Annotated in this window: 25 protein-coding genes; 19 read left to right on the top strand and 6 right to left on the bottom strand. The window is 72.3% G+C overall.

Annotated features, from left to right (window positions below):
* Positions 1–169: 169 nt before the first annotated feature.
* A complete protein-coding gene (gene glmM / locus ABZV77_RS07650) occupies positions 170–1,528 on the top strand; it encodes a phosphoglucosamine mutase (protein WP_356251603.1) in 1,359 nt (452 codons plus the stop codon).
* 72 nt (positions 1,529–1,600) lie between these two features.
* On the opposite strand, the gene coaA is transcribed toward glmM, so the two are convergent.
* A complete protein-coding gene (coaA, locus tag ABZV77_RS07645) occupies positions 1,601–2,581 on the bottom strand; it encodes a type I pantothenate kinase (RefSeq protein ID WP_356252385.1) in 981 nt (326 codons plus the stop codon).
* A 102-nt stretch (positions 2,582–2,683) separates the two neighbouring features.
* Between coaA and ABZV77_RS07640 the strand changes: the two genes are divergently transcribed.
* From ABZV77_RS07640 to tsaE, 6 genes are all read left to right on the top strand, one after another.
* Positions 2,684–3,052, top strand: a complete 369-nt coding sequence (locus ABZV77_RS07640; protein ID WP_356251600.1) for a holo-ACP synthase — start codon at positions 2,684–2,686, stop codon at positions 3,050–3,052.
* Positions 3,053–3,243: 191 nt separating this feature from the next.
* Positions 3,244–4,680: an NAD(P)H-hydrate dehydratase gene (locus tag ABZV77_RS07635; protein WP_356251597.1), complete on the top strand. Its 1,437-nt coding sequence runs from the start codon at positions 3,244–3,246 to the stop codon at positions 4,678–4,680.
* A gap of 115 nt (positions 4,681–4,795) precedes the next feature.
* Complete coding sequence (locus ABZV77_RS07630) at positions 4,796–5,698, top strand: L,D-transpeptidase family protein (RefSeq protein WP_356251594.1); 903 nt, start codon at positions 4,796–4,798, stop codon at positions 5,696–5,698.
* Between the two features lie 62 nt (positions 5,699–5,760).
* Complete coding sequence (alr, locus tag ABZV77_RS07625) at positions 5,761–6,912, top strand: alanine racemase (protein WP_356251591.1); 1,152 nt, start codon at positions 5,761–5,763, stop codon at positions 6,910–6,912.
* Between the two features lie 24 nt (positions 6,913–6,936).
* The gene (locus ABZV77_RS07620; RefSeq protein ID WP_356251588.1) at positions 6,937–8,148 is read left to right on the top strand and encodes an alpha/beta hydrolase; all 1,212 of its coding nucleotides are present in this window, start codon (positions 6,937–6,939) and stop codon (positions 8,146–8,148) included.
* 31 nt (positions 8,149–8,179) lie between these two features.
* Complete coding sequence (gene tsaE / locus ABZV77_RS07615; protein ID WP_356251585.1) at positions 8,180–8,692, top strand: tRNA (adenosine(37)-N6)-threonylcarbamoyltransferase complex ATPase subunit type 1 TsaE; 513 nt, start codon at positions 8,180–8,182, stop codon at positions 8,690–8,692.
* Positions 8,693–9,134: 442 nt separating this feature from the next.
* Here the strand turns inward: tsaE and ABZV77_RS07610 are convergent, their stop codons facing one another.
* Positions 9,135–9,683 (bottom strand): hypothetical protein, encoded by a 549-nt coding sequence (locus tag ABZV77_RS07610; protein WP_356251582.1) that lies wholly within the window; start codon positions 9,681–9,683, stop codon positions 9,135–9,137.
* A 139-nt stretch (positions 9,684–9,822) separates the two neighbouring features.
* Between ABZV77_RS07610 and tsaB the strand changes: the two genes are divergently transcribed.
* Genes tsaB through ABZV77_RS07590 form a run of 4 tightly spaced genes read left to right on the top strand, consistent with a single transcriptional unit; the run spans position 9,823 to position 12,365 of the window.
* Positions 9,823–10,479 (top strand): tRNA (adenosine(37)-N6)-threonylcarbamoyltransferase complex dimerization subunit type 1 TsaB, encoded by a 657-nt coding sequence (gene tsaB / locus ABZV77_RS07605; RefSeq protein WP_356251579.1) that lies wholly within the window; start codon positions 9,823–9,825, stop codon positions 10,477–10,479.
* Positions 10,480–10,520: 41 nt separating this feature from the next.
* Positions 10,521–11,003: a ribosomal protein S18-alanine N-acetyltransferase gene (rimI, locus tag ABZV77_RS07600; RefSeq protein WP_356252382.1), complete on the top strand. Its 483-nt coding sequence runs from the start codon at positions 10,521–10,523 to the stop codon at positions 11,001–11,003.
* The gene (tsaD, locus tag ABZV77_RS07595) at positions 10,996–12,102 is read left to right on the top strand and encodes a tRNA (adenosine(37)-N6)-threonylcarbamoyltransferase complex transferase subunit TsaD (RefSeq protein ID WP_356251576.1); all 1,107 of its coding nucleotides are present in this window, start codon (positions 10,996–10,998) and stop codon (positions 12,100–12,102) included. The genes rimI and tsaD overlap by 8 nt, the downstream gene beginning before the upstream one ends.
* Entirely contained in the window at positions 12,099–12,365 is a 267-nt protein-coding gene (locus ABZV77_RS07590; RefSeq protein ID WP_356251573.1) for a hypothetical protein, read from the top strand. The genes tsaD and ABZV77_RS07590 overlap by 4 nt, the downstream gene beginning before the upstream one ends.
* Here the strand turns inward: ABZV77_RS07590 and ABZV77_RS07585 are convergent.
* Complete coding sequence (locus ABZV77_RS07585) at positions 12,362–13,384, bottom strand: hypothetical protein (protein WP_356251570.1); 1,023 nt, start codon at positions 13,382–13,384, stop codon at positions 12,362–12,364. The two genes, ABZV77_RS07590 and ABZV77_RS07585, sit on opposite strands and share 4 nt — an antisense overlap.
* A 42-nt stretch (positions 13,385–13,426) precedes the next feature.
* Here ABZV77_RS07585 and ABZV77_RS07580 point away from each other — a divergent pair, with 42 nt between their 5' ends.
* Positions 13,427–13,576: a WD40 repeat domain-containing protein gene (locus ABZV77_RS07580; protein ID WP_356251568.1), complete on the top strand. Its 150-nt coding sequence runs from the start codon at positions 13,427–13,429 to the stop codon at positions 13,574–13,576.
* On the opposite strand, the gene ABZV77_RS07575 is transcribed toward ABZV77_RS07580, so the two are convergent.
* Entirely contained in the window at positions 13,577–14,161 is a 585-nt protein-coding gene (locus ABZV77_RS07575; protein ID WP_356251565.1) for a class I SAM-dependent methyltransferase, read from the bottom strand.
* A 28-nt stretch (positions 14,162–14,189) separates the two neighbouring features.
* Positions 14,190–14,879 (bottom strand): helix-turn-helix domain-containing protein, encoded by a 690-nt coding sequence (locus tag ABZV77_RS07570; RefSeq protein ID WP_356252379.1) that lies wholly within the window; start codon positions 14,877–14,879, stop codon positions 14,190–14,192.
* A 114-nt stretch (positions 14,880–14,993) separates the two neighbouring features.
* Here ABZV77_RS07570 and ABZV77_RS07565 point away from each other — a divergent pair, with 114 nt between their 5' ends.
* Genes ABZV77_RS07565 through ABZV77_RS07555 form a run of 3 tightly spaced genes read left to right on the top strand, consistent with a single transcriptional unit; the run spans position 14,994 to position 18,291 of the window.
* Positions 14,994–16,517, top strand: a complete 1,524-nt coding sequence (locus ABZV77_RS07565; protein ID WP_356251562.1) for an MFS transporter — start codon at positions 14,994–14,996, stop codon at positions 16,515–16,517.
* Between the two features lie 43 nt (positions 16,518–16,560).
* The gene (locus tag ABZV77_RS07560) at positions 16,561–16,914 is read left to right on the top strand and encodes a YciI family protein (protein WP_356251559.1); all 354 of its coding nucleotides are present in this window, start codon (positions 16,561–16,563) and stop codon (positions 16,912–16,914) included.
* Between the two features lie 48 nt (positions 16,915–16,962).
* Entirely contained in the window at positions 16,963–18,291 is a 1,329-nt protein-coding gene (locus ABZV77_RS07555) for a DUF6596 domain-containing protein (protein WP_356251556.1), read from the top strand.
* Here ABZV77_RS07555 and ABZV77_RS07550 read toward each other — a convergent pair.
* Positions 18,288–19,544 carry a class I SAM-dependent methyltransferase gene (locus tag ABZV77_RS07550; RefSeq protein ID WP_356251554.1) on the bottom strand — a complete coding sequence of 419 codons (1,257 nt, stop codon included), beginning with the start codon at positions 19,542–19,544 and terminating at the stop codon, positions 18,288–18,290. The genes ABZV77_RS07555 and ABZV77_RS07550 overlap by 4 nt on opposite strands.
* A gap of 82 nt (positions 19,545–19,626) precedes the next feature.
* On the opposite strand from ABZV77_RS07550, the gene ABZV77_RS07545 reads away from it, so the two are divergent.
* From ABZV77_RS07545 to groL, 4 genes are all read left to right on the top strand, one after another.
* Positions 19,627–20,553 carry a polysaccharide deacetylase family protein gene (locus ABZV77_RS07545; RefSeq protein ID WP_356251551.1) on the top strand — a complete coding sequence of 309 codons (927 nt, stop codon included), beginning with the start codon at positions 19,627–19,629 and terminating at the stop codon, positions 20,551–20,553.
* Positions 20,550–20,834 (top strand): hypothetical protein, encoded by a 285-nt coding sequence (locus tag ABZV77_RS07540; protein ID WP_356251548.1) that lies wholly within the window; start codon positions 20,550–20,552, stop codon positions 20,832–20,834. The genes ABZV77_RS07545 and ABZV77_RS07540 overlap by 4 nt, the downstream gene beginning before the upstream one ends.
* Before the next feature lie 188 nt (positions 20,835–21,022).
* Positions 21,023–21,331 carry a co-chaperone GroES gene (gene groES / locus ABZV77_RS07535; protein WP_006347174.1) on the top strand — a complete coding sequence of 103 codons (309 nt, stop codon included), beginning with the start codon at positions 21,023–21,025 and terminating at the stop codon, positions 21,329–21,331.
* Between the two features lie 135 nt (positions 21,332–21,466).
* Positions 21,467–23,095: a chaperonin GroEL gene (gene groL, locus ABZV77_RS07530; RefSeq protein ID WP_356251545.1), complete on the top strand. Its 1,629-nt coding sequence runs from the start codon at positions 21,467–21,469 to the stop codon at positions 23,093–23,095.
* Positions 23,096–23,330: the final 235 nt, after the last annotated feature.

The following is a 23,330-nucleotide window of genomic DNA, read 5'->3' as shown; positions in this document are numbered from 1 at the left end:
TGCCTGCTCGTACTTTTCGAACGCCTCGGCGGCACTCACCGTGCTGCCGGGGCGTTCGTCTATTCAGGAACCCCTGGGGCCCTGGAACTCTTCTGATTCTGGGACCCTCTGACTCTGGGACCCATGTGTCAGGGGTTCGTGGTTTTTCTTGAACGTTCGGAGGACAGCAGTGGGACGACTCTTCGGCACGGACGGCGTGCGTGGCGTTGCCAACGCGGATCTGACGGCCGAGCTCGCGCTCGGACTCTCCGTGGCGGCGGCGCACGTACTGGCCGAGGCGGGCACCTTTGAAGGTCATCGCCCGGTGGCGGTGGTCGGGCGTGATCCGCGCGCGTCCGGGGAGTTCCTGGAGGCCGCGGTGGTCGCGGGCCTGGCGAGCGCGGGCGTGGACGTCCTGCGCGTCGGTGTGCTGCCCACCCCCGCGGTGGCGCATCTCACCGGTGCGCTGGGCGCCGACCTCGGTGTGATGCTCTCCGCCAGCCACAACGCGATGCCCGACAACGGCATCAAGTTCTTCGCCCGCGGCGGGCACAAGCTCGCCGACGAGCTGGAGGACCGCATCGAGTCCGTCTACGACGAGCACCGCACGGGTGCTCCGTGGCAGCGGCCCACCGGCTCGGGCGTCGGCCGCGTGAAGTCGTACGACCAGGGGCTCGACCAGTACGTGGCCCACCTCATCGGGGTCCTCCCGAACCGCCTCGACGGACTGAAGATCGTCCTCGACGAGGCGCACGGCGCCGCCGCCCGCGTCTCGCCCGAGGCCTTCGCGCGTGCCGGTGCCGAGGTCATCACGATCGGCGCCCAGCCCGACGGGCTGAACATCAACGACGGGTGCGGGTCCACGCACCTGGAGCTGCTCAAGGCCGCCGTCGTCGAGCACAAGGCCGACTTCGGCGTCGCGCACGACGGGGACGCCGACCGCTGCCTCGCCGTGGACCACACGGGTGCGGAGATCGACGGCGACCAGATCCTCGCCGTGCTCGCCCTCGCCATGCGGGAGCACGGCACGCTGCGCCACGACACCGTCGTCGCCACGGTCATGTCCAACCTCGGCTTCAAGCTCGCCATGGAGGGCCAGGGCCTCGACCTGGTGCAGACCGCCGTCGGCGACCGGTACGTGCTGGAGTCGATGAAGGAGCACGGCTTCGCCCTGGGCGGCGAGCAGTCCGGGCACGTGATCATCCTCGACCACGCGACGACCGGTGACGGCACGCTGACCGGGCTGCTGCTCGCGGCGCGGGTCGCCGAGACGGGGCGTTCGCTCGCGGACCTCGCCAGTGTCATGGAGCGCCTTCCGCAGGTCCTCATCAACGTGCCGGACGTCGACAGGACGCGCGTGAAGACCTCCGCGGAGCTGACCGCCGCGGTCGTCGATGCCGAGCGCGAGCTGGGCTCCACGGGGCGTGTGCTGCTGCGGCCTTCCGGGACCGAGCCGCTGGTCCGGGTCATGGTCGAGGCCGCTGACATCGAGCAGGCCCGGTCCGTGGCCGGGCGTCTTGCCGACGTGGTGAAGTCCGCGCTGGGCTAGGGGTTCGGCGGCCGGTGCGTGTGCGCCCGGTGTGCGGTTGGGAGGGTCCTCGCGGGGTGCGCGAGGGCCCTCTCACAGTTTGCGCAGGCTGAGGCGCTGGACCTTGTGGTCGGGGCCCTTGCGGACGACCAGGGTGGCGCGGCTGCGGGTGGGGGCCACGTTCTCCACGAGGTTGAGCTTGTTGATCGTCCGCCAGGTGGTCCGGGCGTAGTCGAGCGCCTCCTCCTCCGACACCTGTGTGTACTTGCGGAAGTACGACGACGGGTCCTGGAAGGCGGTCTGGCGCAGCTTCTTGAAGCGGTTCAGGTACCAGCGCTCGATGTCGTCCGCGCGGGCGTCGACGTACACGCTGAAGTCGAAGTAGTCCGCCAGGCCCACCCGGGTGCGGCCGTCCTTGCCGGGGAGTGCGGGCTGCAGGACGTTGAGGCCCTCGACGATGAGGACGTCCGGGCGGCGGACCGTGAGGCGCCGGTCCGGCACGATGTCGTAGATCAGGTGGGAGTAGACGGGTGCCGTCACCTCGTCCTTGCCCGCCTTGATGTCCGCGACGAAACGGGTCAGCGCGCGGCGGTCGTACGACTCCGGGAAGCCCTTGCGGGACATCAGGCCGCGGGCCTCCAGCTCCTTGGTGGGCAGGAGGAAGCCGTCCGTCGTGACGCGCTCCACGCGCGGGTGCTCGGGCCAGCGGGAGAGCAGGGCCTGGAGGAGGCGGGCGACGGTCGACTTGCCGACCGCCACGGAACCGGCGACTCCTATGACGAAGGGGGTGCCCGACTGGGACCCCTTCTCGCCCAGGAACGTGTTGAGCGCGCCGCGCAGGCCGTCCGTCGCGCCTACGTAGAGGTTCAGGAGGCGGGAGAGCGGGAGGTAGATGTCGCGGACCTCGTCCAGGTCGATGACATCGCCGAGGCCGCGGAGCCGTTCCACCTCTTCCGCCGTCAGGGGGAGCGGCGTCTTCTCCCGCAGCGCGCTCCACTCGGTGCGGGTGAGGTCGACGTAGGGAGTCGCCTCCGGCTTGGGCCGGTGGGCGCTCCGGGGTGCCGTCGGGGGCACGGAGACCGAAGAGATCACAGTCCATTGTTACGGCTGTTTGAACGGGACGGGGGGTGGGGTGGGGGGTGGGGTGCGTCACGTGGGGTGTGTCACTCTGAGCCGGTGATTATTGGGGTAGGCATCGACGTCGCGGAGATCGAGCGGTTCGGGGCCGCGTTGGAGCGGACGCCGGGGATGGCGGAGCGGCTCTTCGTGGAGAGCGAGCTGCTGCTGCCGGGCGGGGATCGGCGCGGGGTCGCCTCGCTGGCGGCTCGGTTCGCGGCGAAGGAGGCGTTGGCGAAGGCGCTGGGGGCGCCTGCGGGGCTGCGGTGGACGGATGCCGAGGTGTACGTCGAGTCGAGCGGGCAGCCGCGGGTCCGGGTGCGGGGGAGTGTGGCTGAGCGGGCCTCTGTGCTGGGTGTGCGGGCTTGGCATGTGTCGCTCAGTCACGATGCGGGGGTTGCTTCCGCGGTGGTTGTGGCTGAGGGGTAGTAGGGCCTTGTCGCGGTCGACGCCCTGCGCTGTGCGCCTTGCTGTGGGGGCGGGGACGCGGGGGTATGTACGTACTCGCCATCCCTGCGCCGCGCCCGATGTGTCCGCAGGACAGCGTGTGCTCGGTGCTCCGTGCGCACATACCCCCGCGTCCCCTCGGGCGCGCTCGCGGGTGCGGGCAGACTGGGTGCATGCGTACTGCGTACGGAGTGGAGAGCGTCAGGGCCGGTGAGCGGGTCGTTATGGCTCGGGGGCCCGAAGGTGTGTTGATGCAGCGGGCTGCGGCTGGGCTTGCCGCCGAGTGTGTGCGGCTGCTCGGCAAGGTGTACGGGGCGAGGGTCACGCTGCTGGTGGGCAGTGGGGACAACGGGGGCGATGCCCTGTTTGCGGGGGCTCGGCTTGCTCGGCGTGGGGCCGGAGTCAGTGCCGTGCTGCTTGCCCCGGAGCGGACGCATGCCGGGGGGCTTGCCGCGCTGCGGGCCGCCGGGGGTGTGGTGGTGGATGCCGGGGAGGAGCGGGCCGAGGGCCTTGTGGCTCGGGCGCGGCTTGTCGTTGATGGGGTTGTGGGTATTGGGGGGCGGGGTGGGCTGCGGGAGCGGGCCGCTCGGCTTGTGGCGGGGGTGCGGGACGCTGTCGTTGTTGCCGTGGATCTGCCCAGTGGGGTCGACGCGGATACCGGTGAGGTGCACGGGGACGCGGTGCGGGCCGATGTGACGGTGACCTTCGGTGCGTACAAGCCGGGGCTGCTCATCGATCCTGCGCGGGAGTACGCCGGTGTCGTGCGGCTCGTCGATATTGGGCTTGGGCTTGAGCCTGGGGAGGCTGAGGCCGAGGCTCTGCAGTTCGCGGATGTTGCTCGGCTGTTGCCTGTGCCCGGTGGGGAGAGCGACAAGTATCGGCGCGGAGTGGTGGGGATCGTCGCCGGGTCCGCGCGGTATCCGGGGGCGGCCGTGCTCGCCGTCGCGGGTGCGCTGCGCGGGGGCGCGGGGGCCGTGCGGTACGTGGGGCCCGCCGCGGACGCCGTCATCGCACGGTTCCCCGAGGCCCTGGTGTCCGCCGGGCCGCCGTCGAAGGCCGGGCGCGTGCAGGCGTGGGTCGTGGGGCCCGGGCTCGGTGACGACGCGGAGCGGCTGGGGGAGGTGCTCGGTGCTGATGTGCCCGTGCTGATCGATGCCGACGGGCTGCGGCTCGCCGGGGAGCGGGACGTGCGGGCGCGGCGGGCTCCGACGCTTCTCACGCCGCATGCCGGGGAGGCCGCGGCGCTGCTCGGCGTGGCCAGGGAAGAGGTCGAGGCGGGGCGCCTCTCCGCCGTACGGGAGCTGGCGCGGCGGTACGGGGCGACGGTGCTGCTGAAGGGGTCCACGACCTTGGTGGCCTCGGGGGAGGGTCCTGTGCGGGTCAATCCGACCGGGACGCCCTGGCTCGCCACCGCGGGCAGCGGCGATGTGCTGTCCGGGCTCGCCGGGTCCCTGCTGGCGGCGGGGCTCGACGCGCGGGACGCGGGGTCCGTCGGCGCGTATCTGCATGGGCTGGCGGGGCGGCATGCGTCGAAGGGTGCGCCCGTGGGGGCGCAGGACGTGGCGGACGCCATTCCGGTGGTGTGGCGGGAGGTCGGGAGGACCGGCTGATGTGATTGAGGTGGGGGGGTGGGGGGCGGAGGCTGTGGGTTGGTCAGGGGCCCCTTCGAGTGATGTTTCCGCGCGGCTGACGGGCGTACGGGATCCGGGCGGGTTCGCTCATCACATGATCAGTAAGACAGTCCGGCGCGGTCTCACCGTGCTGCTCGCCCTTGCCGCGGCCCTGCCCGCCGCCCCCGCGTCCGCCGGGCCCGTCCCGCCGCCGCGGCCCGCGGCCCCCGGCGCCTCCCCGCTGGTCCCCGGCATCCCGTCCGCGCCGCCCCACCCGTGGCAGCTGGACACCCGCGACCAGGTCCTGGCGCCGCAGGTGTACCGGCCGAGCGTCGCCGAGGACGCCATCGAGCCCATGGCGGCGCCCGAGGGCACCGACGCCCTCGTCGAGTACGTGCCGTCGAGTGAGGTCACCGCCGCCGGTGCCGCTCCCGTGTGCACCCGGCGCGCGGGCCCCTACCAGCGGCAGGTCGAGCGGTGGCTCCACAGGAAGGTGGACGGCAAGCAGTCCGCCGCGGACTGCCGGGCGATCCGTGCCTTCCAGCGCAAGCAGGGGATCCGGCCCGCGAGCGGATTCGCGGGGCCGGTGACCTGGGCCCGGATGCGGTTGATCACGGCCCGCAAGAACCCGAACGCCGCGAAACAGTGCCCCACGCGCGCGTACCGCGTCGCCTGCGTCGATCTGACCCGGCAGCTGATGTGGGTGCAGAAGGGCAAGAAGGTGCTGCTCGGCCCCGTGCCCGTCCGCACCGGGCGGGCCGGTTACCGGACCCGCACGGGCTGGCACAAGGTCTACTGGAAGCACAAGAACCACTGGTCGTCGCTGTACGAGACCCCCATGCCGTACAGCCAGTTCTTCAACGGCGGCCAGGCGTTCCACGCCATCTACGGCAACGTGTACAGCCCGCCGGGCTCGCGCGGCTGTGTGAACATGCGGGTCGCCGACGCCCGCGCGCTGTGGAAGATCTTGTTCAAGGGCGACCGGGTCTATGTCTGGGGGCGCAAGCCGGGGACCTGAGCAGGGCGGCCAAGACCTGCGGGAGCGGGGGCTGTCGGCGGGCTCTGAGACACTTGTCCGCGATGAACGAGACAGCACCTTTCCGTGTCCGGGCCGAGATCGACCTCGCCGCCCTCCGCGCCAACGTGCGCGCGCTGCGCGCCCATGCGCCGGACGCCGCGTTCATGGCCGTGGTGAAGGCGGACGGATACGGCCACGGAATGGTGCCCTGCGCCAAGGCCGCCCGTGAGGCGGGCGCCACCTGGATCGGCACCGCCACCCCCGAGGAGGCCCTGGCCCTGCGCGCCGCGGGCCTGCCGGGGCGGATCATGTGCTGGCTGTGGACGCCCGGCGGGCCCTGGCGCGAGGGCGTCGAGGCCGACCTGGACATGTCGGTGAGCGCCCGGTGGGCGCTGGAGGAGGTGACGGCCGCCGCGCGCGAGGCGGGGCGGACCGCCCGTATCCAGCTCAAGGCCGACACGGGACTGGGGCGCAACGGCTGCATGCCCGCGGACTGGCCCGAGCTCGTCGACCGCGTCCTGCGCGCCGAGGACGACGGGCTCGTCACGGTCACCGGCCTCTGGTCGCACTTCGCGTGCGCCGACGAGCCGGGGCATCCGTCGATCGCCGCCCAGCTCACGGTCTTCCGCGAGATGGTGGCGTACGCGGAGGACCGCGGGATCCGGCCGGAGGTGCGGCACATCGCCAACTCCCCGGCGACGCTCACCCTTCCGGAGGCGCACTTCGACCTCGTGCGTCCCGGCATCGCGATGTACGGGGTGTCGCCGAGCCCCGAGGTGGGCACCTCCGCGGACTTCGGGCTGCGGCCCGTCATGACGCTCACCGCCTCGCTCGCCCATGTGAAGCGCGCCCCGGCGGGCCACGGCGTGAGCTACGGCCATCACTACGTCACCCCCGGCGAGACGACCCTCGGCCTCATCCCGGCCGGTTACGGCGACGGGATCCCGCGCCACGCCTCCGGCACGGCCCCGGTGCTCGTCGACGGCAAGCTGCGGACGGCCGCGGGACGGGTCGCGATGGACCAGTTCGTGGTGGACCTCGGCGGGGACGAGCCCGCGGTGGGCACGGAGGCCGTGCTGTTCGGCCCCGGCGACCGCGGTGAGCCGACCGCGGAGGACTGGGCGCAGGCCGCGGGCACCATCGCGTACGAAATCGTCACCCGCATCGGATCGCGCGTCCCGCGCGTCTTCGTGCACGAGCGGGCTGACGACTGACCGGGAACTGACGAGGAGCGGCACGTGAGCGAGAGCAGCACGGGGGCGGCCGCGGTGGAAGCGGTGTCGGAGGCCGCCGCCGCGGCCGGGAACTGGCGCAAGGCAGGAGTGGCGGGCGCCGCGATAGGCGTCCTCGCCGCGGGCGCGGCCGCCGGTGTGGCCATAGAGCGGCTCACCGTCGGCCGCGGCATGCGCAAGAAGGCGCGGCTCGCGCTCGACGCGTCGGGGCCGTACGGCTCGCTGCGCGGCATGCCGGGCACGGCGTACGCGGACGACGGCACGGAGCTCTCGTACGAGGTGGAGGAGGCCGAGGAGGCCGGGGGCGGCGGCGATCAGGCCCCGCGGCGGCGCCGCCTCTTCGGCCGCCGGTCTCCCGCGCCCGTCACCGTCGTCTTCAGCCACGGCTACTGCCTGAGCCAGGACTCCTGGCACTTCCAGCGGGCCGCCCTGCGCGGCGTCGTCCGCGCGGTCTACTGGGACCAGCGCAGCCACGCCCGTTCGGCGCGCGGGGTCGACCAGCTCGAGCACGACGTGCCGGTCTCCATAGACCAGCTGGGGCGCGACCTGAAGGCCGTCATCGACGCCGCGGCGCCCGAGGGGCCGCTCGTCCTCGTCGGGCACTCCATGGGCGGCATGACGACCATGGCGCTCGCCGACCAGTTCCCCGAGCTGATCCGCGACCGCGTGCTGGGCGTCGCCCTGATCGGCACGTCGTCGGGGCAGCTCGGCGAGGTGAACTTCGGGCTCCCGGTCGCCGGGATGAACGCGGTCCGGCGGGTGCTGCCCGGCCTGCTGCGGGCGCTCGGCTCGCAGGCCGAGCTGGTGGAGCGGGGGCGGCGGGCCACCGCGGACCTCTTCGCGGGCGTCATCAAGCGGTACTCGTTCTCGCGCAAGGACGTGGACCCGGCCATCGCGCGGTTCGCTGAGCGGATGATCGAGGCGACCCCGATCGACGTGGTCGCGGAGTTCTACCCGGCCTTCGCCGAGCACGACAAGGCGGAGGCGCTGAAGCACTTCGCCGAGCTGCCGGTGCTCGTCCTCGCGGGGGACCAGGACCTGGTCACGCCGAGCGAGCACAGCGAGGCGATCGCCCACCTGCTGCCCGACGCCGAGCTGGTGCTCGTCCCGGACGCCGGGCACCTGGTCATGCTGGAGCATCCGGAGGTGGTCATGGACCGGCTCGCGGATCTGCTGGTGCGGGCTGGTGCGGTCCCGGAGGCCGAGCGGCGGGCCTGAGCGGGAGCTCCCAGCCGCTAACGTGGTCGGTATGGAAGCACCGCACCACCAGGCCCCGGCCGTCACACTCAAGATCACTGTCAACTCCCCCGAGCACATGGGCGAGTTGGGACGTCGTCTGGCCAAGCTCCTGCGCCCGGGCGACCTCGTCATGCTCACCGGGGAGCTCGGCGCCGGGAAGACGACGCTGACCCGTGGTCTCGGCGAGGGCCTCGGCGTGCGCGGCGCCGTCACCTCCCCGACCTTCGTCATCGCCCGTGTGCACCCCCCGCTCGGCGACGGACCCTCGCTGGTCCACGTGGACGCGTACCGCCTGGGCGGCGGGCTCGACGAGATGGAGGACCTGGACCTCGACGTCTCGCTGCCCGAATCGGTGATCGTCGTGGAGTGGGGCGACGGCAAGGTCGAGGAGCTGTCGGACGACCGGCTGCGGGTCGTCATCGACCGTGCCGTGGGCGACACGACGGACGAGGTGCGCGAGGTGACGCTCACCGGGCTCGGCACGCGGTGGGCGGACGCCGACCTGGCGTCGCTGGGCGCCTGAGGGGCTTCGCGGCCCCGCGCACACTCCCGCCCCGGGCCCTCGGCCCGGGGCGTTTCTCGTACGTTCGACCGAACGTTCCGACAAGACGTCGGCAAAATGTTGCGTTGCGTGCGCCGGGCATGGTCACATGGATACCGGTCCTGGTTAGGTCTACCTAACCACGTCTGCCCCCGGAGCCCCCAGGAGGCATCCATGTCGGCTTCAGAACGTGACGCCTGTGCTCAGCCGCGCGGGAAAAGGCTGCCTGGACCATCGGCCGCCGCGGACCCCTCGAATCTGTCGATGAGTGATCTGCTCGCGTCGTGCGCCGCCGCGAGCGCCGTCTCCACGCCTCCGTGCGACCCTGCGCCCGCTGGGGACGCGCCCACGCCCACCACGGAGCCGAGTCGTCCGTCCTGCTGAGTTCTGCCGGGTTCTGCTGAGTCCTGCCCGGTTCCGCTGATCAGGGAACGACGACGACCTTCTTGTCGCGCAGCGCGAACTCCCACATCGCGTCGGCGTGCGCGCGCGACTGGCGGATGCCACCGGTCTTCTTCGCCGCGTCGGGCGGCGGTGTCGAGCCGTCGACGGCCGCGCTGAAGCCGATCGCGACCCCCTCGTTGGCCGTGAAGATCACGACGTGCTCGATCGGCACGCCATCCGTACCGGTGATGCGGCCCGTCCGGGAGGTGACGGCGTACGTGCCGGGGACCGGGTCGACCGTGCCAGGGGTGACCTTGAAGGTCTGCTTGGCCTTGCCGGAGGCCTCGACGAGCCAGACGCGCTGGTCGTCCAGGGAGTACACGACCCGCTCACCCGCGCCGGACCGCGCGGGCAGGGCGGTGGGGTTCTTCTTGTCCTTGGGGGTGCGCGACGCGGAGGCGGAGGGGGACTTGTCGGCCTTCCCCGGGTGGTCCGGCGCGCTGGCCGAGGCCTGATAGGCGAGGAAGCCGACCGCGGCGAGCGCGACAGCGGTGAGCCCGGCCACGATTCCCGAGCTGCTCCTTGACACCTTGCGCCACCCACCTCTTCGTACTGCGTACGGCTACGGAGTGACGGTAGCAGCAGCCGTGCCGCATCCCCGGGCACCGCACCTGACCCCTCATGCCGGTGCGGCCGTGCGCGGCGCCCGGGAGCCGTAGGCTGTTCGCGTGCTCTTGCTCGCTCTGGATACCGCAACGCCCGCCGTCACCGTCGCCCTCCACGACGGCTCCTCCGTCGTCTCGGAGTCGAGCCAGGTCGACGCCCGCCGCCACGGGGAACTGCTGCTTCCGGCCGTCGACCGTGTGCTCGCCGACGCCGGACTGAGACTCGACGCCGTGACCGGCATCGTCGTCGGCGTGGGCCCAGGCCCCTACACCGGACTGCGCGTCGGCCTGATGACCGCCGACACGTTCGGCCTCGCGCTCGGCGTCCCGGTGCACGGAGTGTGCACGCTGGACGGCCTCGCGTACGCCTCGGGCATCGAGAGCGGCCCCTTCGTGGTGGCCACCGACGCCCGCCGCAAGGAGGTCTACTGGGCCCGCTACGACGACGTGCGCACGCGCGTGGGCGAGCCTGCCGTCGACCGGCCCGCGGACATCGCCGCCGAGGTCGCGGGGCTGCCCGCCGTCGGCGCAGGCGCGCTGCTCTACCCCGACACCTTCCCCGACGCCCGCGCCCCCGAGCACGTGTCGGCGGCCGCGCTCGCCGCCCTGGCCGCGGAGAGGCTCGCGGCGGGCGAGGAGCTCCTGGAGCCCCGGCCGCTGTACCTGCGCCGCCCGGACGCGCAGGTGCCCAAGAACTACAAGGTGGTCACCCCGAAGTGACCCAGGTGACCCAGGTGACCGAGTCCGCCGTGCTGCGCGAGATGCGCTGGTGGGACATCGACGCGGTGTTCGTCCTGGAGAAGGAGCTCTTCCCGGACGACGCCTGGTCGCGCGGGATGTTCTGGTCCGAGCTCGCCCACGCGCGCGGACCGCTCGCCACCCGCCGCTATGTGGTGGCCATGGACGGCGACCGCCTCGTCGGGTACGCGGGACTCGCCGCCGCCGGAGACCTCGCCGACGTCCAGACCATCGCCGTGGCCCGCGATCACTGGGGCACCGGCCTCGGCGCCCGGCTCCTCACCGACCTGCTCCAGGCCGCGACCGCCTTCGAGTGCGCCGAGGTGATGCTGGAAGTGCGGGTCGACAACACACGGGCGCAGAAGCTGTACGAGCGCTTCGGCTTCGAGCCCATCGGCTTCCGGCGCGGCTACTACCAGCCGGGCAACGTGGACGCCCTGGTAATGCGCCGCACCGATCCCTCCACCTCCGCACCTGGCGTACAAGGAACCGAGATTCATGGCTGACTCGCGCGACGAACCCCTCGTCCTCGGCATCGAGACCTCCTGCGACGAGACCGGCGTCGGCATCGTCCGCGGCACCACACTGCTCGCGGACGCCATCGCCTCCAGCGTCGACGAGCACGCCCGCTTCGGCGGCGTCGTGCCCGAGGTCGCCTCCCGCGCACACCTCGAAGCGATGGTGCCCACCATCGACCGCGCCCTGAAGGAAGCGGGGGTGAGCGCGAAGGACCTCGACGGCATCTCGGTGACCGCGGGGCCCGGTCTCGCGGGCGCGCTGCTGGTCGGCGTCTCGGCCGCGAAGGCGTACGCGTACGCGCTGGGCAAGCCCCTGTACGGCGTCAACCACCTCGCCTCGCACATCTGCGTGGACCAGCTGGAGCACGGGCCGCTGCCCGAGCCGACGATGGCGCTCCTGGTCTCCGGCGGACACTCGTCGCTGCTGCTGTCCGAGGACATCACGTCCGACGTCCGGCCGCTCGGCTCGACCATCGACGACGCGGCGGGCGAGGCCTTCGACAAGATCGCACGGGTGCTGAACCTCGGCTTCCCCGGCGGTCCCGTCATCGACCGCTACGCGCGCGAGGGCGACCCGAACGCGATCTCCTTCCCGCGCGGCCTGACCGGGCCCCGCGACGCCGCGTACGACTTCTCCTTCTCCGGGCTGAAGACGTCCGTCGCCCGCTGGATCGAGGCGAAGCGGGCCGCGGGCGAGGAGGTGCCGGTGCGGGACGTGTCCGCGTCCTTCCAGGAGGCGGTCGTCGACGTGCTGACCCGCAAGGCCGTGCGGGCCTGCAAGGACGAGGGCGTCGACCACCTGATGATCGGCGGTGGCGTGGCCGCCAACTCGCGCCTGCGCGCCCTCGCCCAGGAGCGGTGCGAGAGGGCGGGCATCCGGCTGCGCGTGCCGCGCCCCAAGCTGTGCACGGACAACGGCGCGATGGTCGCGGCCCTCGGCGCCGAGATGGTGGCCCGCAACCGGGCGGCCTCGGACTGGGACCTGTCGGCGGACTCGTCGCTGCCGGTGACGGAGCCGCACGTGCCGGGACACGCGCACACCCACGACCACGTGCACGAGGTCAGCAAGGAGAACCTGTACTCGTGACCGTCGCACTGATGTGGGAGGCCCGGGCCGTCGAGGGGCGCGGCGACGAGCTGCTCGCCTGGGCGCGGGCCCAGGAGATCGGCGGCGTCGACGGCGCCCCGGTCCGCCGCGAGACCTTCCGCGCGCCGCAGGACCGGGTGCTCGTCATCACCTGGTGGGACGCCGCGTTCGACGCCGAGCTGCCCGAACTTCCCGAGCCCGACGGTGGGTTGGTGACGCGGGCGGTGCACCGGTGGCGGTTCGAGCCGGTGGCGGAGGCTTAGGCTTCCTCGGCGCTCAGCAGTACCGCGACCGTCACGAGTGACAGGACCGCCGTGCAGATCGTGGAGAGCACCACCAGCGTGCCGAGCGTGCTGTCGAAGTACCGGTCGATGGCTCCGTCGGCCACGTACGAGTACAGGCCGCGCCCGTCCAGGTAGAGCAGCACGAACGCCAGCGCGAGCCCCGCGCCCCGGCCCGCCGGACGCCCCGCGAGCAGCACCGCCCCGACCAGCAGGGGCGCGAGCGCGAAGGCCGCGGTGTGGAAGCTGTACGGGATCGACGTGGAGTACGAGGCGTCGACCACGTCCCGGAAGAAGCCGCCGACCCCGGCGTCGGGCGAGCCGCCGACGAGGAACACCTGCGCCCGCGTCAGCCGGTAGACCAGCCAGGCGACGGCGATGGCGCCGGACAGCAGCAGGCAGCCGCCCGCGGTGGCGAACTGCGGGCGCACGGCCGTCGGCAGCGGTCGCGGGGCGTCGTACGGCGTGTACGGCGCGTACGGCGCGTACGGCGCGTACGACCTGAGGGTGACCTGGCGTCGGCCCGCGCGCGTCATCCCGATCAGCGTCGCCGCGCCCACGAGCAGCCCGAGCACCCGGAAGCCGATGAGGAGCTGTCCGTACTCGGAGCGCCTCAGCACGGCCCGGTAGTCCGAGGAGACCGCGAGGCCCACCAACTCCCGCAGGGAGAGGGCGATCAGCACCACCGCGAGCAGCATCAGCGCGCCGCGCGCCACCCGGCGGCGGGCGACCGCGATCCCGCCGAAGACGAGCGCGGCCGCGATCAGCGCCCAGTCGTGCGGGGTCTGGGCATAGGGGATGAACGGGATCCGCGGGTCGTACAGGGCGGTGATGAAGTCGCCGCCGTCGGCGCCGCGGCTGTCCACCTCGTAGCCGATCCAGCCCGCCGCGGCGACGGCGTAGAGGCCCACGAGCAGGCCGATGCGCACATACGCCCCCGAGGCCGCGTCCTCCGCCCGGTCCAGGTCCTGTTGCGGTGTGCCGTACTGCGGCATCGTCATTCGAGTCCCCCGTCTTTGAGCTTCTGGTGTCAGGGACACGTCGTGGCGGTGGGTCAGTTCCCCGGGTGTGCCGTGGCGGGGACGTTCGGCTCGGCGCGTACGGCCGGATTCCACCCGAAGCTGCCGCTGCTCGCCACCGCGGGCGCCCACGACGGCACCGTGCGTCTGTGGAACCTCGACGAGCTGCTCTGATCACCGTCGGTACGTCAGCAGATAGCGCCAGAAGAGCAGTTGGCGCACGCTGCTGCCGGGCAGCAGGCGGGCCGCCTCGGTGCGGACCTGGGGGAGCCGCATGTCCGGCTGGTGCACCGGGGCCTTGAGCGGGGGCGTGCGCTCGCCGCGCAGGCGCTCGGACGCGTACACCGTCGCCCTCGCCACGGCGTTCGCGGGGGACGCCGCGAAGTCCCACCAGGTCATGCCCGCGTAGCAGCCGAGGACGAGCAGGGTGCCGCCCGGGGCGAGGGCGTCGCGCAGGCGCGTCACCGTGTCGAAGGGCATGTGGTGCAGGCTCGCCAGGCAGGTGATGACGTCGTAGTGGCCCTCGGGGAGGTCCTCCGCGGTCACGTCGGCCTGCCGGAAACGGGGGCCGCCGCCCACCAACTCCGCTTGGGCGATGACCTCCGCCGAGGGGTCCAGCGCGTCGACCTCGTAGCCGCGGGCCGCGAGGAGGCGGGCGAAGCGGCCGGTGCCGCAGCCGATGTCGAGGGCGGTGCGGCCACCGGGCGGCAGGTTCCGCAGGAGCAGGGGGTGGTAGTGGTCGTTGTGGTCGAAGGGCATGCGGGGGAGCCTGACACACCCGTCCGGATCAGCGGGAGCGTGCCGCCCGGCCCAGCAAGCCGTCGACGACCGCGCCCAGTTGGCGGGTCACGTCGTAGTCCTCGGTGAGTTCGGCCCAGCGGCCCGCGAGCGCCGCGAGGTGGGGGAGTTCGGCCGCGTCCGCGTCGGCGAGCAGGTCGGGGAAGTGGCGCTTGCGGCCCGGGTCCGCGGCGCGGCGCTCCATGGCGTGGCGGAAGGCCAGGTCTCCGTAGACGCAGTGCCAGATGGTCCGGTACGCGCGCACGGCCTCCTCGGGGGTGAGCCCGCACGCGATGCCGCAGGCGATGATCTCCTCGACCATCCACAGGGCGCCCTCGTCGGTGAGGTCGCCGAGGCTGAGCACCTCGACCACCCAGGGCATCCGCGCCAGCGTGCCGTGCATGTGGAGCGAGACGGCGAGCAGGCGGTCGCGCGGGTCCGCGGGCAGTTCGGGGCGCGGGACCGTGGCGGCCGTACCGGCGAGCGTGAGCATCAGGAGCTCGTCCTTGTCGCGCACGTGGTGGTAGAGCGCCATCGGCGTCGTGCCGACCTCTTTGGCGACCCGGCGCATGCTCAGGGCCGCGACGCCCTCCGTCTCCAGGATCCGGCGGGCCGTCGCGACGACGGTCTCCGTCTCGATGCGGCGGGGGCGCCCCACGGCGCGCTTCTTCCCCGTGGTGGGGGCCTTGGCGTCCGCCACGGGTGCCGTCTGGTCGGTCTCGTCTGCTGCCACCCGCTCATTGTCGCCCTTGGGCAAGGTCGGCGAGCAGCGACCCTTGCGTAATTTCTATACGCGTATAGTAATGTCCGGCGCATGGTGAACGTGAACCCGAATCCGAGCCGGAACCCGGACGCGCAGCCCGGGCGTTGGCTGCTGCCGGTGCTGCTCACCGTGCAGTTCCTCGTCTCCCTCGACATGTCCGTCGTCAACATCGCCCTGCCCGACATGGGCGACGACCTCGGCTTTGCCCCCGACGCGCTGCTCTGGGTCGTCAACGCCTACGCGCTCGCCTTCGGCGGCCTGCTCATGCTCGGCGGCCGCCTCGCCGACCTGGTCGGCAGACGGCGCACCCTCACCTGGGGCTTCGCGGTCTTCGGCGCGGCGAGCCTCGCGGGCGGGCTGGCCCTCGCGCCGGGGCAGCTGATCGCCGCGCGTGCGGTGCAGGGCGCGGGTGCGGCGGCGCTCGCACCCGTCGCGCTCGCCCTGATCACCGTGAACTACGCGGCGGGGCCCGCGCGGTCCCGGGCGCTCGGCCTGTGGGGCGTCTCCGGGGCGCTCGGCGGCGCCGTCGGGATCATGGCGGGCGGACTGCTCACCGACTGGGTGGGCTGGCGCTCCGTGATGCTGATCAACGTCCCCGTGGTGCTCGCCGCGCTCCTCGCCTCGCGCCGCGGCATCCCCGCCGACCGCCGCACCGGACCCGCGCCCCGCCTCGACATCACCGGCGCCCTGCTCGTCACGGCCGGTACGACCCTGCTCGTCCTCGGCCTCGTGCGCACGGAGACGGCAGGCTGGGGATCGGGCGCCGCACTGGGCACGCTCGGCGCCGCGGCCGTGCTGCTCGCCGCCTTCGTCGCCGTCGAGGCCCGCAAGCGGGAGCCGCTGCTGCGACTCGGCCTGCTCGGCACGGCGCACCGGCCCGTGCTCTCCGCGAACGTCTTCGCCCTGCTGATGTCCTCGGGACAGTTCGCCGCCTTCTACTTCACCTCGCTCTACCTCCAACAGGTGATGGGGTACGGGCCGACGGCGGCCGGCGCCGCGTTCCTGCCGTTCTGCGCGGGCATCGTGGCCGGGTCGACGGTCGCCACCCGCACCGTCGGGCGGCTCGGCCAGCGGACGCTCCTGGTGGCGGGCGGGCTGCTCGGGGCCGCCGGATTCGGCTGGTTCGCGCTGACGGTCGAGGCGGGCGGCACGTTCCTCGGCTCCATCCTCGGGCCCTCGCTGGTCGCGAGCGTCGGCATCGGCCTGTGCTTCGTGCCGCTCGGCACGGCGGCGACCAGCGGCGTCGCCCCCGAGGAGACCGGCATGGCCTCCGGGCTGCTCAACAGCTCCCGTCAGCTCGGCGGCTCCCTGGGCCTCGCGGTCCTGGTCACGGTCGCGGCGAGCGCCACGGGGCAGGGGCGGGGCCGCGGCGCCCTCGCCGAGGGGTACGCGGCGGCGTTCGCGGTGTCCGCGGGGCTCCTGGTGGCGGCCGCCCTGGCGACGGCGGCGCTGCACGGCCCGCGTACGTCTCCCATCGCACCGCTGCGACCTGCGAAAACGCCGACCGGAGAAGAAACTTCGAAGAATTTCGGCGACGATGTCGAAACGGGCGTCTCCCGTTCGACGCAAGGGTGAGAGGCGAGGAGAAGCCCCGCCGCCACCCGACTGGGAGACCACCATGCCGCGCTACATGACGCTGATCCGCATCGACGAGAACAACGCGCCCGAGGGCGGCCCGAGCCCCGAACTGCAGGAGCGCATGGGCGCGCTGCTTGAGGAGATCACCAAGGCAGGGGTGATGCTCGACACCGCAGGGCTCCGGCCGACCTCCGAAGGCACCCGCGTGACCTGGGACAAGGGCGAACTGTCCACGACCGACGGACCGTTCACCGAGACCAAGGAGGTCATCGGCGGCTACTCCGTCTGCCAGGCCAAGGACATGGCCGAGGCCGTCGAGTGGACCAAGCGGTTCCTCAAGACCCACGAGGACTACTGGACGATCACCGCGGAGGTCCGGGAGATCGAGGGCTGAGCCTCGCCCCAGTGCCTTTGCGGCGGTGGCGCCGGGGTGCTCTGATGGATGGCCGTGAGCCATCCCCCGGAGCACCCCCGCCAGGCCATCGAGACCGTCTTCCGCATGGAGTCGCCGCGCATCATCGCCGGTGTGACGCGGATCGTACGAGACGTCGGCATCGCCGAGGAGCTGGCACAGGACGCCCTCGTGGCGGCCCTCGAACAGTGGCCCGCGCAAGGCGTCCCCGACAACCCGGGCGCCTGGCTCATGGCCACCGCCAGGCACCGCGCCGTCGACCTGGTGCGCCGCCGCGAGCGCTACGCCCGCAAGCTCGCCGAGGTCGGCCGCGACCTGGAGACCGCCCCGCCCCCCACCGACCCCGTCGAGGACGTCGTGTCCGCCGACCCCGACGCCATCGACGACGACCTGCTCCGCCTCGTCTTCATCGCCTGTCACCCGGTGCTCTCCACCGAGGCCCGCGTGGCGCTCACGCTGCGCCTGCTCGGCGGTCTGACCACCGCGGAGATCGCCCGCGCGATGCTCGCCCCCGAACCGACCGTGGCGCAGCGGATCGTGCGCGCCAAACGCACCCTCGCCGCCCGGGCCGTCGCCTTCGAGGTCCCCTACGGGCCGGACCGCGAAGCCCGCGTCGGTTCGGTCCTCGAAGTCATCTACCTGATCTTCAACGAGGGGTACGCCGCCACGGCGGGCGACGACCTGCTGCGCCCCGCCCTGTGCGAGGACGCACTGCGCCTGGCCCGGGTGCTCACCGCTCTGCTGCCCGAGGAGTCCGAGGCGCACGGCCTGGCCGCGCTGCTCGAACTGCAGGCCTCGCGCACGGCGGCGCGCACGGGCCCGGCGGGCGAGCCGGTGCTGCTCAAGGACCAGAGCCGGGCCCACTGGAACCAGATGCTGGTCCGGCGCGGTTTCGCCGCCCTTGCGCGGGCCCAGAGCACGGCGCCCTCACCGGCGGGTGCCCTCGGCCCGTACGCCCTGCAGGCGGCCATCGCCGCCTGCCACGCCCACGCGCACACCTACGAGGAGACCGACTGGCAGCAGATCGCCGCTCTCTACGGCCTGCTCGCCGCCCGTGCCCCGTCCCCGGTCGTCGAGCTCAACCGCGCGGTCGCCGTCGCGATGGCCCAGGGGACGGAGGCGGGCCTCGTGCTGGTCGACGCGCTCACCGCCGAACCCGTCCTGAAGGACTACCACTTGCTGCCCAGCGTGCGGGGCGACCTGCTGGAGCGGCTCGGGCGGACGGAGGAGGCCCATGCGGAGTTCGAGCGTGCGGCGTCGCTGGCGCGCAACGAGCGGGAACGGGAACTGCTCCTGGCGCGGGCCGCGGACTGCTGGGCGGGGTCGGGCCGCGGGGCGCAGGCGGGGGACGGGCCCTAGGGCCCTTCTGTCGGGTGGCCGACTGTTGGGTGGCCGATCAGCATCGTGGGGGCGCCCGCCACCCGTGTCAGGAAGACGGTCGCCGCGTTCTTCCCCTGCGGTTTCACCTTGCGCCGCAGCTCCTCGGGCTCGACGGCGGAGCCGCGCTTCTTCACGGTGAGGATGCCGACCCCGCGCTCGCGCAGCAGCGCCTTCAGCTTCTTCACGCTGAACGGGAGTTGGTCGGTGATCTCGTACGCGGTCGCGTACGGGGTGTCGTGCAGGGCGTCGGAGGTGACGTACGCGATGGTCTCGTCGATGAGTCCGCCCTCGACCCGGGCGGCGACCTCGGCGACCAGGTGCGCGCGGATGACGGCGCCGTCCGGCTCGTACAGGTAGCGCCCGACGGGCCGCGCCGGCGGGTCGGGCAGCATCGCGGCGAGCGAGGTCCACAGGGCGGCACCGCCGGGCAGGAGCGTGGCGCGGTGCGAGGCGGGGGTGTCCGTGCCGAACCACAGCACGGCCTCCTTCACGTCGCCGCCGTCCGAGATCCACTCGGCGCCCGCCTCGGCGGGGATCGCCTCGTGCGGGATGCCGGGGGCGATCTTCAGCGCGGCGAGCGGGGCCCCGAGCGCCGCCCCGACCGCCCAGGACAGCGGCGGGGAGTAGGCCTCGGGGTCGAAGATCCGCCCGCGGCCGCCCCGCCGCGCCGGGTCCACGAAGACGGCGTCGTACGCGGACGTGTCCACCTCGGTGACATCCGCCTCGCGCACCTCGATCAGGCCGGCGAGGCCGAGTGCCTCGGCGTTGGCTCGGGCCGCCGCGCAGGTCAGCGGGTCCCGGTCGACGGCGAGCACGGAGATCCCGGCCCGCGCGAGGGCGATGGCGTCGCCGCCGATGCCGCAGCAGAGGTCGGCCAGTGAACGTACGCCCAAGGCCTTGAAGCTCTCGGCGCGGTGCGTGGCGACGGAGGCGCGCGTGGACTGCTCGACGCCATTGGGAGTGAAGAACATCCGGGCCGCGTCCTCGGCGCCGAACTTCGCCGCGGCCCGCTGCCGCAGCCGCGCCTGGGCGAGCGCCGCGGAGACCAGGGGCGCCGGGTGCGAGCGGCGCAGCCGGGTGGCGGCGGCGAGCTCCTGTGCCGGTTCGACGTCCCGCACCTCGTCGAGCAGGGCCCGGCCCTCCTCGGTGCGGAGGGCGGCGAAGGCGGCGAGGGGGTCGCCGAGGTCGGTCTCGTGGGCGCTCGGCGTGTTCGGGTCGTTCACCTGCCCCATTGTGGGCCAGTCGGTGGATGGTGCGCGGCCGGTGGCGGTGTCGGGCCCTCGGCAGGGCCTTGAGCTGCGAGGATCCGGCGCCATGCAACTAGTACGACAAAACGAAGAATACGCCGGAAGACGGAAGAATCGGGCACGCGTCCTGATCGCCGTCCTGTTCCTCGCGGCGATCGCCTCGGGCTGCGCGTCCGGCGGCGACTCCGACGACGTGCGCCCCGCCCACGGACAGCAGCCGCTCAAGGCCCCGCCCGCCCGCGCCCTCGACTCGTACGCCCAGAAGCTCGCCACGGCCCAGGTCGCCCGCGCCATGGCCGCCAAGCGCTGGGGCCTGGCCAAGACCCCGCTGGCCGCGCCCCCCGCGCCCAGCACCAAGCCGCGGATCACCACCCGCAAGGGGTTCGAGGTCAAGGGCCAGTCGAGCCTGCCACCGGTCTTCACGACGATCCCCACCAAGGAGAAGGTCGTCTTCCTGACCATCGACGACGGCGCCGAGAAGGACCCGGCGCTGCTGAAGATGATGAGCGAACTGAAGCTCCCCTACACGGCGTTCCTCAGCGACTACCTGGTCAAGGAGGACTACGCCTACTTCAAGAAGATGCAGGGCCGCGGCGTCTCCCTGAACAACCACACGCTCAACCACCGCTACCTGCCCGGACTCTCGTACGACAAGCAGCGCCGCGAGATCTGCGGCATGCAGGACACCATCGAGAAGCACTACGGCAAGCGCCCCGAGCTCTTCCGCCCGCCCTACGGCAACTACAACCAGGACACGCTGCGCGCCGCCAAGTCCTGTGGCGTCAAGGCGGTGCCGCTGTGGGCGTCGGAGGCCTTCGCCGACCACATGGAGTGGCGCGAGTGGGACCGCGACCTGCACCCCGGCGACATCATCCTCACGCATTTCCGGGGGCGCGAGGACTGGAAGGGCACCATGCCGGACATGATCCGCCGGGTCATGAAGACGGTCACGGACAAGGGGTACGCGGTCGCCAGGCTGGAGGACTACCTGTGACCCCGCGGGCGCGGGCGCGCCGCCGCCTCCTCGCCGGGGCCCTGCTGTGCGGAGTGCTCGCGCCCGCACTGCTCACGGGGTGCGCGGAATCCGTGGACCCGATCGAGAGGCTGGGCAGGAAGGCGGCCCAGAAGGTGCCGAGCAAGCCGAACAAGGGCAGACCGGGTCCGGGCCCCTGTGCGGAGCGCCGGGAATTGAGGCCTCCGTGGCGCGTGGCGGCGGAACTGGCACCCGTCGTCGTGCGTTGCCCCGAAGGGGTGCTCCGCACCCCCACCGGCTGAAGTCGGACGCAGTCAACTGGCACTCCGCTTGACCGAGTGCTAATCCCCGTCCTAGTCTCGCTTCTGGCACTCCCCACTGGAGAGTGCCAATAGCGACGGGCAGGTCCGGCACCCGCGACGACGGATCCACCTGGTCGCCACACTCAGACTCTTAACCCCGTGAGATCTCCGAAGGGGGAGACCGGATCGTGACGACCGCAAGCTCCAAGGTTGCCATCAAGCCGCTCGAGGACCGCATCGTGGTCCAGCCGCTCGACGCCGAGCAGACCACGGCCTCCGGCCTGGTCATTCCGGACACCGCGAAGGAGAAGCCCCAGGAGGGCGCCGTCCTCGCCGTGGGCCCGGGCCGCTTCGAGAACGGCGAGCGCCTGCCGCTCGACGTCAAGGTCGGCGATGTCGTGCTGTACAGCAAGTACGGCGGCACCGAGGTGAAGTACAACGGCGACGAGTACCTCGTCCTCTCGGCTCGCGACGTGCTCGCGATCGTCGAGAAGTAATTCACCGCTTCACTGCTTTACCTGCTTCACCAGCAGATTTGCTTTTGAGCTGCGCCCCTGGTCACCCCGCTGATTGCCGGGCGGCGAGGGGCGCAGTTCGTTCACCCGAGTTTTCGAGAGGGCTGAATCGCTCCCATGGCGAAGATCCTGAAGTTCGACGAGGACGCCCGTCGCGCCCTTGAGCGCGGCGTCAACAAGCTTGCCGACACGGTCAAGGTGACGATCGGCCCCCGCGGCCGCAACGTCGTCATCGACAAGAAGTTCGGCGCCCCGACCATCACCAACGACGGCGTCACCATCGCCCGTGAGGTAGAGGTCGAGGACCCGTACGAGAACCTCGGCGCCCAGCTGGTGAAGGAGGTGGCGACCAAGACCAACGACATCGCTGGTGACGGCACCACCACCGCCACCGTGCTCGCCCAGGCCCTGGTCAAGGAAGGCCTGCGCAACGTCGCCGCCGGTGCCTCCCCGGCCGCCCTCAAGAAGGGCATCGACGCCGCCGTCGCGGCCGTCTCCGAGGAGCTCCTCGCCACCGCCCGTCCGATCGACGACAAGGCCGACATCGCGGCCGTCGCCGGTCTGTCGGCCCAGGACCCGCAGGTCGGCGAGCTCATCGCCGAGGCGATGGACAAGGTCGGCAAGGACGGTGTCATCACCGTCGAGGAGTCCAACACCTTCGGCCTGGAGCTCGACTTCACCGAGGGCATGGCCTTCGACAAGGGCTACCTGTCGCCGTACATGGTGTCCGACCAGGAGCGTATGGAGGCCGTCCTCGACGACCCGTACATCCTGATCCACCAGGGCAAGATCTCCTCCATCCAGGACCTCCTGCCGCTGCTCGAGAAGGTCATCCAGGCCAACGCCTCGAAGCCGCTCCTGATCATCGCCGAGGACGTCGAGGGCGAGGCCCTCTCGACCCTGGTCGTGAACAAGATCCGCGGCACCTTCAACGCCGTCGCGGTGAAGGCCCCGGGCTTCGGCGACCGCCGCAAGGCCATGCTCGGTGACATCGCCACCCTCACCGGCGGCACCGTCATCGCCGAAGAGGTCGGCCTCAAGATCGACCAGGTCGGTCTCGACGTGCTGGGCACCGCCCGCCGCGTCACGATCACCAAGGACGACACGACGATCGTCGACGGCGGCGGCAACAAGGCCGACGTCGAGGGCCGCGTCGCCCAGATCAAGGCCGAGATCGACGCCACGGACTCCGACTGGGACCGCGAGAAGCTCCAGGAGCGCCTCGCGAAGCTGGCCGGCGGCGTGTGCGTCATCAAGGTCGGCGCCGCCACCGAGGTGGAGCTGAAGGAGAAGAAGCACCGTCTGGAGGACGCCATCTCCGCGACCCGCGCCGCGGTCGAGGAGGGCATCGTCTCCGGTGGTGGCTCCGCTCTGGTGCACGCCGTCAAGGTCCTCGAGGGCAACCTCGGCAAGGACGGCGACGAGGCCACCGGTGTGGCCGTCGTCCGCCGCGCCGCCGTCGAGCCGCTGCGCTGGATCGCCGAGAACGCCGGTCTCGAGGGCTACGTCATCACCTCGAAGGTCGCCGAGCTCGACAAGGGCTTCGGCTTCAACGCCGCGACCGGTGAGTACGGCGACCTGGTCAAGGCCGGTGTCATCGACCCGGTCAAGGTCACCCGCTCCGCCCTGGAGAACGCCGCGTCCATCGCGTCGCTGCTCCTCACGACCGAGACCCTGGTCGTCGAGAAGCCGGCCGAGGAAGAGGCCGACGCCGGTCACGGCCACGGCCACGGTCACTCGCACTGACCCGCTGCGCTCGGCTTGAACGGTGACTGAGGCCCGGCTCCCTTTTCGGGGGAGCCGGGCCTCAGTCCTGTTCGGGACCACGTCTGCCTTGTTGCTGCCCGTTGCCGGGTGCGGGTTGGTCCCTGGCTGGTCGCGCAGTTCCCCGCGCCCCTGAGGACGACTTCGGTGAGCGCCCCTTTAGGGGCGCGGGGAACTGCGCGAGGACGGACCACGATCCGCAGTCGGCGATGAAGAG

Source organism: Streptomyces sp. NPDC004732, from assembly GCF_040609235.1.
Taxonomy (GTDB): domain Bacteria; phylum Actinomycetota; class Actinomycetes; order Streptomycetales; family Streptomycetaceae; genus Streptomyces.
Note: the sequence above shows the minus strand (reverse complement) of the source record. Positions and strands in the feature narration are given on the sequence as shown.

Excerpts from the sequence above, each read along its gene's own strand:
- ABZV77_RS07635 (WP_356251597.1), top strand. The coding sequence starts at position 3,244 with ATGCGTACTGCGTACGGAGTGGAGAGCGTCAGGGCCGGTGAGCGGGTC.
- ABZV77_RS07630 (WP_356251594.1), top strand. The coding sequence starts at position 4,796 with ATGATCAGTAAGACAGTCCGGCGCGGTCTCACCGTGCTGCTCGCCCTT.
- alr (WP_356251591.1), top strand. The coding sequence starts at position 5,761 with ATGAACGAGACAGCACCTTTCCGTGTCCGGGCCGAGATCGACCTCGCC.
- tsaE (WP_356251585.1), top strand. The coding sequence starts at position 8,180 with ATGGAAGCACCGCACCACCAGGCCCCGGCCGTCACACTCAAGATCACT.
- rimI (WP_356252382.1), top strand. The coding sequence starts at position 10,521 with ATGCGCTGGTGGGACATCGACGCGGTGTTCGTCCTGGAGAAGGAGCTC.
- tsaD (WP_356251576.1), top strand. The coding sequence starts at position 10,996 with ATGGCTGACTCGCGCGACGAACCCCTCGTCCTCGGCATCGAGACCTCC.
- ABZV77_RS07585 (WP_356251570.1), bottom strand. The coding sequence starts at position 13,384 with ATGACGATGCCGCAGTACGGCACACCGCAACAGGACCTGGACCGGGCG.
- ABZV77_RS07575 (WP_356251565.1), bottom strand. The coding sequence starts at position 14,161 with ATGCCCTTCGACCACAACGACCACTACCACCCCCTGCTCCTGCGGAAC.
- ABZV77_RS07565 (WP_356251562.1), top strand. The coding sequence starts at position 14,994 with ATGGTGAACGTGAACCCGAATCCGAGCCGGAACCCGGACGCGCAGCCC.
- ABZV77_RS07560 (WP_356251559.1), top strand. The coding sequence starts at position 16,561 with ATGCCGCGCTACATGACGCTGATCCGCATCGACGAGAACAACGCGCCC.
- ABZV77_RS07555 (WP_356251556.1), top strand. The coding sequence starts at position 16,963 with ATGGCCGTGAGCCATCCCCCGGAGCACCCCCGCCAGGCCATCGAGACC.
- ABZV77_RS07550 (WP_356251554.1), bottom strand. The coding sequence starts at position 19,544 with ATGGGGCAGGTGAACGACCCGAACACGCCGAGCGCCCACGAGACCGAC.
- ABZV77_RS07545 (WP_356251551.1), top strand. The coding sequence starts at position 19,627 with ATGCAACTAGTACGACAAAACGAAGAATACGCCGGAAGACGGAAGAAT.
- groL (WP_356251545.1), top strand. The coding sequence starts at position 21,467 with ATGGCGAAGATCCTGAAGTTCGACGAGGACGCCCGTCGCGCCCTTGAG.